The sequence below is a fragment of the Pseudomonas sp. DrBHI1 genome (assembly GCF_002205115.1).
Lineage (GTDB): Bacteria > Pseudomonadota > Gammaproteobacteria > Pseudomonadales > Pseudomonadaceae > Aquipseudomonas > Aquipseudomonas mosselii.
This window is the reverse complement of the sequence record NZ_NIBE01000065.1, coordinates 1-7,293: the sequence shown is the minus strand read 5'-3', so window position 1 is coordinate 7,293 and position 7,293 is coordinate 1. Positions and strand designations below refer to the sequence as shown.

5 protein-coding genes are annotated in these 7,293 nt (G+C 67.6%); 3 read left to right on the top strand and 2 right to left on the bottom strand.

Going from position 1 to position 7,293, the window contains the following annotated elements; all coding sequences use genetic code 11:
• Positions 1-725, bottom strand: a 725-nt coding sequence (locus CC207_RS14855; RefSeq protein ID WP_088852339.1) for a putative DNA modification/repair radical SAM protein, incomplete at its 3' end; no start/stop codon positions are given.
• A gap of 332 nt (positions 726-1,057) precedes the next feature.
• On the opposite strand from CC207_RS14855, the gene CC207_RS14850 reads away from it, so the two are divergent.
• From CC207_RS14850 to CC207_RS14840, 3 genes are all read left to right on the top strand, one after another.
• Positions 1,058-2,260 carry a TolC family protein gene (locus tag CC207_RS14850; RefSeq protein WP_088852338.1) on the top strand — a complete coding sequence of 401 codons (1,203 nt, stop codon included), beginning with the start codon at positions 1,058-1,060 and terminating at the stop codon, positions 2,258-2,260.
• 105 nt (positions 2,261-2,365) lie between these two features.
• The gene (locus CC207_RS14845) at positions 2,366-3,586 is read left to right on the top strand and encodes an efflux RND transporter periplasmic adaptor subunit (protein WP_028691819.1); all 1,221 of its coding nucleotides are present in this window, start codon (positions 2,366-2,368) and stop codon (positions 3,584-3,586) included.
• A gap of 15 nt (positions 3,587-3,601) precedes the next feature.
• On the top strand, positions 3,602-6,757 hold the full coding sequence (locus CC207_RS14840; protein WP_088852337.1) for a CusA/CzcA family heavy metal efflux RND transporter: 3,156 nt from the start codon (positions 3,602-3,604) through the stop codon (positions 6,755-6,757).
• Between the two features lie 118 nt (positions 6,758-6,875).
• Here the strand turns inward: CC207_RS14840 and CC207_RS14835 are convergent, their stop codons facing one another.
• Complete coding sequence (locus CC207_RS14835; protein ID WP_088852336.1) at positions 6,876-7,292, bottom strand: DoxX family protein; 417 nt, start codon at positions 7,290-7,292, stop codon at positions 6,876-6,878.
• Between the last annotated feature and the right edge of the window lies 1 nt (position 7,293).

Sequence of the window (7,293 nt, the reverse complement as noted above, 5' to 3'; positions counted from 1 at the left end):
CCCTGGTACAGCGACTCGGCGTTGCGCAGCAGGGCGCTGTCGTCGGTGGCGTCGGCGCCGACGATGACCTGGGTGCTCTGCCCGGCGGGGGTGAAGCGTGGCGCTCGTGGTTCGCCGGCGACGGCCTGCTGGCCGTGGTGGATTACGCCCATGGCCTGGCGGATGGTACTGGCGCGCTTCTCCGGGGCCAGGCGTTCGAGGCTGGCGTCGGTGGGCAGCTCGATGTTCACGCTCAAGCGGTCGGCCAGGCGTCCGGCTTCCTCGATCAGCAGCGGGTCGGCGTCGGGGATGGTCTTGAGGTGGATGTAGCCACGAAAGCCATGCTCCTCGCGCAGCAGACGGGCCACCCGGATCAGCTGCTCCATGGTGTAGTCGGCCGAGCGGATGATGCCGGAGCTGAGAAACAGGCCGCTGATGCAGTTGCGCCGGTAGAAGTCCAGGGTCAGGCGCACCACTTCCTCGGGGCTGAAACGCGCCCGCGGCACGTTGCTGGAGCGGCGGTTGACGCAGTACTGGCAGTCGTACAGGCAGAAGTTGGTCAGCAGCACCTTGAGCAGCGACACGCAGCGCCCGTCCGGGGTGTAGCTGTGGCAGATGCCCATGCCGTCGGTAGCGCCGAGGCCGTCGCGGCCACGGGAGCTGCGCTTGGGGGCGCCGCTGCTGGCGCAGGACGCGTCGTACTTGGCGGCGTCGGCGAGGATGCCGAGCTTGGCGATGAGCTGCATGGGAGTGTCCGAAATAACTGTTTATTTATACAGTATTTCGGGATTGGGCTGATGGCAAGTGTTTGCGGGTGGTTTTGATTGGGTGATGGCGCAGAGGTGCCTGGCGAGAGTTCTGTAGCACCTATGAGATCGAGCGCCGCCCGCGCGGCGCTCGATCTCATAGGTGCTGCAACGCTAACGTCGAACACCCTGAAAGGCCCAAATTTCAGGGCGATTCACCCTCGGCATGCTTGATTACAGAATTGTAATCTTCCCGCCACCGCCCCGATAACCACCGCTGCCTAAAGTCCCTCGCCAAAGCATTCCGCCGCTTGTCGACGAGGACTTCCGCCGTGCCCATCCCCCGCAAGATCGCCTTGCTCTGCCTGTTGCTGGCCGGCCCTGCCGGTGCCCAGGGCCTGAGCCTGGACCAGGCGCTCGACGCCGCCTTCTCCCAGAACCCGGACTTCGCCGCCATCGGCCGTGAGATCGGCATCGCCGAGGGCGAGCGCCGCCAGGCCGGGTTGATCCCCAACCCCGAGCTGTCCTGGGAGGTCGAGGACACCCGCCGCGCCACCAGCACCACCACCGTGACCCTCAGCCAGGCCCTGGAACTGGGCGGCAAGCGCGGCGCGCGGATCGAAGTCGCCGAGGCCGGCCAGGCAATCGCTCGGCTGGAGCTCGAGCGCCAGCGCAACAGCCTGCGCGCGGATGTGATCCAGGCCTTTCATGCCGCCTTGCGGGCACAGACCGCGCTGGAGCTGGCGCAACAGTCGCAGGCGCTGACCGAACGCGGCCTGCGGGTGGTGGAGGGGCGGGTGCGCGCCGGGCAGTCCTCGCCGGTGGAGGCCACCCGTGCCCAGGTCCAGCTGGCCCAGGCCGAGGCGGCGGTGCGTCGGGCACGCACCGAACGTGGTGTGGCCAACCAGATCCTGGCGCGTCTGACGGGCAGTGCCGAGGCCCGTTTCGACCGGCTCGACGCGAGCAACCTCTCACCCGGCCCGGCGCCGCAGGCCGAACCCCTGCTGGCCAAGGTCGAGCAGACCGCCGAATGGCGCCTGGCCGCGGCACAGATCGAGCGTGGCGATGCCAGCCTCGGTTCCGAGAAGGCCCAGCGCATTCCCAACCTGACCGTCAGCCTGGGCAGCCAGTACAGCCGCGAGGACCGTGAGCGGGTCAACGTGGTCGGGCTGTCGATGCCGCTGCCGCTGTTCGACCGCAACCAGGGCAACGTCCTGGCCGCCGCCCGTCGCGCCGACCAGGCCCGTGACCTGCGCAACGCCGTGGAGGTGCGCCTGCGCAGCGAAACCCGCAGCGCCCTGGAGCAGTGGGGCACGGCTATGGGCGAAGTGCAGGCCTACGACCGCACCATCCTGCCCGCCGCCCAGCAGGCGGTGGACACCGCCACACGCGGCTTCGAGATGGGCAAGTTCGCCTTCCTCGATGTGCTCGACGCCCAGCGAACGCTGATCGATGCACGGGGCTTGTACCTCGAAGCGCTGGCCCAGGCGACCGATGCCCGGGCGCAGGTGGAGCGGATCTACGGCGAGCTTTGAGCCTCGACCCATCGCGGGGCAAGCCCGCTCCCACGCATTCCCGCGGGAGCGGGCTTGCCCCGCGATGGGCCCTGAACTGCAACGACTTTTCCAGCAGGAGCAACAATGACCAACCCACGCAAGCTCGCCATCCTCGCCGCTGCCCTGGCCGTTATCGGCCTCGGCGGTGCCGCCTGGACCGGCACCCTCGGTAAGGCCGGCAGCGGCCAGGCCCAGCACGACGACCACGGCGAAGCCGGCCACGGCCACGACGAAGACAAGGACGATGGCCACGGTGAGTCCGCAGGCGAAAGCCATGCCGACGAAGAGGGCCAGCTGCATCTCTCCGCCGAGCAGATCCAGGCCGCCGGCGTGCAGCTGGCCACTGCCGGCCCGCGCACCTTGGGCACTGCCATCAGCTTCCCCGGTGAGATCCGCTTCGACGAGGACCGCACCGCCCACGTGGTGCCCCGCGTCCCCGGCGTGGTCGAGTCGGTGCAGGCCGAGCTGGGCCAGGCGGTCAAGCGTGGCCAGGTGCTGGCGGTGATCGCCAGCCAGCAGATCTCCGAGCTGCGCAGCGAGCAGCAGGCCGCCCAGCGCCGCCTGGAGCTGGCCCGCTTGACCTTCGAGCGTGAGAAGCAGCTGTGGCAGGAGCGCATCAGCGCCGAACAGGACTACCTGCAGGCCCGCCAGGCGCTGCAGGAGGCCGAGATCGCCGCTGCCAACGCCGGGCAGAAGGCCGCCGCCGTGGCGCCGGCCGGCAAGGGCAACCGCTACGAGTTGCGTGCACCGTTCGACGCGGTGGTGGTGGAAAAGCACCTGACCGTGGGCGAGGTGGTGGACGAGACCAGCAATGCCTTCACCCTGTCCGATCTGAGCCGGGTCTGGGCCACCTTCGCCGTGGCCCCGCGCGACCTGGACAAGGTGGTCAGCGGCCGTGGCGTCAGCGTCAGCGCGCCGGACCTCGGCGCCCAGGTGGAGGGCAAGGTCAACTACGTCGGCAGCCTGCTCGGCGAGCAGAACCGCGCCGCCACCGTGCGCGCCACCCTGGCCAATCCCAATGGCGCCTGGCGCCCCGGGCTGTTCGTCAACATCGCGGTTACCGTCGAGCGTTTCGACGCCGCCGTGGTGGTGCCGGAAAGCGCACTGCAGACCTGGGATGAACAGACCGTGGTGTTCGCCCGTACCGACGAGGGCTTTGAGGCCCGCCCGGTGAAGACCGGGCGCCGCGACGCCGGCCAGGTGGAAGTGCGCGAGGGGCTGGCCGCCGGCACCGTGGTCGCCGCCGCCGGCAGCTTCGTCCTCAAGTCCGAGCTGGGCAAAGGCTCGGCCGAACACAGCCACTGACCGGGGACGCCATTCATGTTCGAACGCCTTATCCAGTTCGCCATCGAGCAACGCCTGGTGGTGATGCTCGCCGTGGTGCTGATGGCCGCCGTGGGCATCCACAGCTACCAGAAGCTGCCCATCGACGCCGTGCCCGACATCACCAACGTGCAGGTGCAGATCAACACCGCAGCGCCCGGCTACTCGCCGCTGGAGACCGAGCAGCGCATCACCTTCGCCATCGAGACCGCCATGGCCGGCCTGCCAGGCCTCAAGCAGACCCGCTCGCTGTCGCGTTCGGGGCTGTCCCAGGTGACGGTGATCTTCGATGACGGCACCGACATCTTCTTTGCCCGCCAGCTGGTCAACGAGCGCTTGCAGGTGGCCCGCGAGCGGTTGCCCGAAGGCATCGAGGCGGCCATGGGGCCGATCTCCACTGGCCTTGGCGAGATCTTCCTGTGGACGGTCGAGGCCGAGGAGGGGGCGGTGAAGGACGACGGCACGTCCTATACCGCCACCGATCTGCGGGTGATCCAGGACTGGATCATCAAGCCGCAGCTGCGCAACGTGCCGGGTGTGGCCGAGGTGAACAGCATCGGCGGCCATGCCAAGCAGTACCTGATCGCGCCTGAACCCAAGCGCCTGGCGGCCTACAAGCTGACCCTCAACGACCTGGTCGCGGCGCTCGAGCGCAACAATGCCAACGTCGGCGCCGGCTACATCGAGCGCAACGGCGAGCAGTTGCTGATCCGCGCCCCGGGCCAGGTGGCCTCGGCCGAGGACATCGCCAACATCGTCATCTCCAGCGTCGATGGCACGCCGATCCGCGTCAGCCATGTCGCCCAGGTTGGCCTGGGCCAGGAGCTGCGCTCGGGCGCCGCCACCGAGAATGGCCGCGAGGTGGTGCTGGGCACGGTGTTCATGCTGATCGGCGAGAACAGCCGCACAGTGTCCCAGGCGGTGGCGGCCAAGCTCGAGGAGATCAACCGCAGCCTGCCCAAGGGCGTGGTGGCGATCACCGTCTATGACCGCACCAACCTGGTGGAAAAAGCCATCGCCACGGTGAAGAAGAACCTCATCGAAGGCGCTATCCTGGTCATCGCCGTATTGTTCCTGTTCCTGGGCAACATCCGCGCGGCGTTGATCACCGCCATGGTCATCCCCCTGTCGATGCTGTTCACCTTCACCGGCATGTTCAGCAACAAGGTCAGCGCCAACCTGATGAGCCTGGGGGCACTCGACTTCGGCATCATCGTCGACGGCGCGGTGGTGATCGTCGAGAACGCCATCCGCCGCCTGGCTCATGCCCAGCAGCATCATGGCCGCATGCTGACCCGCTCCGAGCGCTTCCACGAAGTGTTCGCCGCCGCCCGCGAGGCACGTCGGCCGCTGATCTACGGGCAGTTGATCATCATGGTGGTGTACCTGCCGATCTTTGCCCTGACAGGGGTCGAGGGCAAGATGTTCCACCCCATGGCCTTCACCGTGGTGATGGCGCTGCTGGGGGCGATGATCCTTTCGGTGACCTTCGTTCCGGCGGCGCTCGCGCTGTTCGTCACCGGCAAGGTGAAGGAGGAGGAGGGCGCGGTCATGCGCACCGCCCGCCGCCGCTACGCCCCGGTGCTGGACTGGGTGCTGGGCCGGCGCAACCTGGCGTTCGCCGGCGCCGCCACCGTGGTGCTGCTGTCCGGCGTGCTGGCCAGTCGCATGGGCAGTGAGTTCATCCCCAGCCTCAGCGAGGGTGATTTCGCCCTGCAGGCCCTGCGCGTGCCGGGCACCAGCCTGTCGCAGTCGGTGGACATGCAGCAGCGCCTGGAGAAGACCATCATCGCCCAGGTGCCGGAAGTCGAGCGGGTGTTCGCCCGTACCGGCACAGCCGAGATCGCTTCCGACCCGATGCCGCCGAACATCTCCGACGCCTACGTGATGCTCAAGCCCCGCGAGCAATGGCAGGATCCAGGCAAGCCGCGCGATGAACTGATCTTCGAGGTACAGCGTGCCGCCGCCAGCGTGCCGGGTAGCAACTACGAGCTGTCGCAGCCGATCCAGCTGCGCTTCAACGAGCTGATCTCCGGGGTGCGCAGCGATGTCGCGGTGAAGGTGTTCGGCGACGACATGGAGGTACTCAACCGCACCGCCGCGCAGATTGCCGCGAGCTTGCAGCAGGTGCCGGGAGCCTCCGAGGTGAAGGTCGAGCAGACCACCGGCCTGCCGGTGCTGACCATCGATATCGACCGTGACAAGGCCGCCCGTTACGGCCTGAACGTGGGCGATGTTCAGGACGCCATTGCCATCGCCGTGGGTGGTCGCACTGCCGGCACCCTGTACGAAGGCGACCGCCGCTTCGACATGGTGGTGCGCCTGTCGGAAGCGCTACGCACCGATGTCGACGGCTTGTCCGGCCTGCTGATCCCGGTGCCGGCCAGCGCCGCCGCCGGTGCCTCGCAGATCGGCTTCATCCCGCTGTCACAGGTGGCCACCCTGAACCTGCAGCTGGGCTCCAACCAGGTCAGCCGCGAGGATGGCAAGCGCGTGGTGGTGGTCAGCGCCAACGTGCGTGGGCGTGACCTGGGTTCGTTCGTCGAACAGGCCTCGCAGACGCTGATCGACCAGGTGCAGATCCCGCCGGGCTACTGGACCCGCTGGGGCGGCCAATTCGAGCAGTTGCAGTCGGCGGCAGAGCGCCTGCGGGTGGTGGTGCCGGTCTCGCTGCTGCTGGTCATGGCCTTGCTGCTGATGATGTTCAACAACCTCAAGGATGGCCTGCTGGTGTTCACCGGCATCCCCTTCGCCCTGACCGGCGGGGTGCTGGCGCTTTGGTTGCGGGATATCCCGCTGTCGATCTCGGCGGGGGTAGGCTTTATCGCGCTGTCGGGCGTCGCGGTGCTCAACGGCCTGGTGATGATTGCCTTCATTCGCAACCTGCGCGAGGAAGGCCGGAGCTTGCGCGCGGCGGTGGAAGAGGGGGCGTTGACCCGCCTGCGGCCGGTGCTGATGACCGCGCTGGTGGCGTCGCTGGGCTTCATTCCCATGGCCCTGGCCACCGGCACCGGCGCCGAGGTGCAGCGGCCGCTGGCGACGGTGGTGATCGGTGGGATCCTGTCGTCGACGGCGCTGACCTTGCTGGTGTTGCCAGCGTTGTATCAGTGGGCGCATCGGCGGGATGAGGACAACCTGGCAGAAGACGTGTAACGCTATCGCCAGGAGCGGCCTTGTGTCGCGAATGGGCTGCGAAGCAGCCCCAATGAACCATGCAACAATTGCGTGACCTGGGGCCGCTTTGCGGCCCTTTCGCGACACAAGGCCGCTCCTACAGGTACCGGCGCAGCCAGTGATCCAGGCTCAACCTTCCAGCCCCTTTCAACAGCAGCGGCAGCAACGCCACCAGGTAGATCAACGGTAGCTTGAAGTTGCCAAAACCCTGGTCGGTGATCGCATAACCCCGCCCCAATTCCGCCAGGCTCGACCACTGGCTCGGCCAGTGCACGGCGGCAATCGCCACCACCGTCACCACCATCAGCACTGCCGAGGCCAGACGGGTGCCGAGCCCCAGCAGCAGGAGCAGCGGACAGATCAATTCGGCCCACATCGACAGCTGCCAGTTGAGACCCACCGGCAACAGGTTGAACGGGAATGGAAAACTGCTTTGCAGGTCGGCGAACCAGTTGGTGCCGTTGAACTTCTCCAGGCCCGATTCGAAGAACTCCCAGGCCAGGAACAGGCGCAAC